Origin of the sequence: Candidatus Protofrankia californiensis (genome assembly GCF_900634765.1) — a bacterium.
GTDB lineage: Bacteria > Actinomycetota > Actinomycetes > Frankiales > Frankiaceae > Protofrankia > Protofrankia californiensis.
The window spans coordinates 1-1,680 of the sequence record NZ_CAAAFT010000064.1; the positions used below are offsets into that span (position 1 = coordinate 1).

The 1,680-nt window shown below is 68.3% G+C and carries 1 protein-coding gene; it reads left to right on the plus strand.

Annotated features, from left to right (window positions below; translation table 11 throughout):
• Positions 1–171: 171 nt before the first annotated feature.
• On the plus strand, positions 172–1,506 hold the full coding sequence (locus tag DD1DGNOD_RS03725) for an LLM class flavin-dependent oxidoreductase (protein WP_131769449.1): 1,335 nt from the start codon (positions 172–174) through the stop codon (positions 1,504–1,506).
• Positions 1,507–1,680: the final 174 nt, after the last annotated feature.

Genomic DNA, 1,680 nt, shown 5'->3' on the forward strand with positions numbered 1-1,680 from the left:
CTGCTCCTAACTCTTCCCGGCTTAGCTCTTCCTGGCTTAGCTCTTCCTGGCCCCGAGCCGGCCGACGGGTGCGCGAGCAAGGCTTTATTCTGTCTGCCCGCAGGGGCTGGGAAACGCTGGAACACCCGTTCACCCGCCCATAGTGAAGCCGCCCGTGGAAAGAGGGACGTCATGCCTGCCGCCGGCAACCGGAAGTTTCACCTCAACGCGTTCCTGATGAACGCCGGACACCATGACGCCGCCTGGCGTCACCCCCGGACCCAGCCCGAACGCGCCACCGACCTGAAGTACTTCCAGGAGCTCGCGCACACGGCCGAGCGAGGCAAGCTCGACTCCCTGTTTCTGGCCGACGGACTCGCGCTGTGGGGCAAGGTCCGGCACAACGTGCTGGGCGGTTTCGAGCCGATCACCCTGCTCTCCGCGCTGGCCGCGGTCACCGAGCACATCGGCCTGATCGCCACCGTCTCGACGACCTTCAACGAGCCCTTCCACGTCGCCCGCAAGTTCGCCTCCCTCGACCACATCAGCGGCGGGCGGGCCGGCTGGAACATCGTCACCTCCAGCAGCCTCGACGAGGCCCGAAACTTCGGCCTGGACGAACACCTTGAGCACAGCCTGCGGTACTCCCGGGCGCGGGAGTTCGTCGACGTCGCCACCAAGCTGTGGGACAGCTGGGAGGATGAGGCCCCGGTCATCGACCGGGCGAGCGGGATCTACGCCGACACCGGCAGGATTCACCAGCTCGGACATGTCGGCGAGTTCTTCCGCGTTCAGGGACCGCTCAACGTCCAGCGTTCCCCGCAGGGATATCCGCTGCTGGTGCAGGCAGGCTCCTCCGAGGACGGCAAGGAGTTCGCGGCGCAGTATGCCGAAGCGGTCTTCACCGCCCAGCAGACCCTCGCCGACGGCCAGACCTTCTACAAGGACCTGAAGTCACGCCTGGCTCGTTACGGGCGCGCGCCCGAGGATGTGAAGATCCTCCCTGGCATCTGTCCGATCATCGGTGACACCGAGGTCCGGGCCCGGGAGCTGGAGGAGGAGCTCACGGCGCTACAGATCCCCGAGTACGGCCTGGCGCAGCTGTCCAACATGGTCGGCGTCGACCTCTCGGGCCTCCCGCTGGACGGGCCGCTGCCCGACCTTCCCGACGAGCGGGACATCAACGGCAACAAGAGCCGGTTCACCCTGGTTGCCGAGCTTGCTCGGCGCGACGGGCTGAACCTCCGGCAGCTGATCGCCCGGTTGGGTGGCGGTCGCGGCCACCGCGTCTTCGCCGGCACGCCCGAACAGATCGCCGACCAGCTCGAGGAGTGGTTCACCCAGGACGCGGCCGACGGCTTCAACATCATGCCGCCGTTCCTGCCCGGCGGGCTGGCGGACTTCGTCGATCTGGTGGTGCCGATCCTGCAGCGCCGCGGCCTGTTCCGCACCGAGTACACCGGACGCACCCTGCGTGACCACTACGGCCTGCCCCGACCCGCAAACCGGCTGGCTGCCCGAGTCTGATCGCCGATCGGCACCGGGGCCGGTACGGCGCCGGCGGGCGGTTCACCGGCGCCCACCGGCGCCCACCGGCGCGTGCCTGGTTCCGGGCTGGTCAGATGTTCGGTTCGTCCTTGACGAGATGGTTCCAGGTGACGGGTCCGACGATCCCGTCGGCGGTGATCCCGGCGTTGCGCG

Bases quoted from the DNA above. Each gene is read 5' to 3' on its own strand.
- DD1DGNOD_RS03725 (WP_131769449.1), top strand. From the start codon at position 172: ATGCCTGCCGCCGGCAACCGGAAGTTTCACCTCAACGCGTTCCTGATG.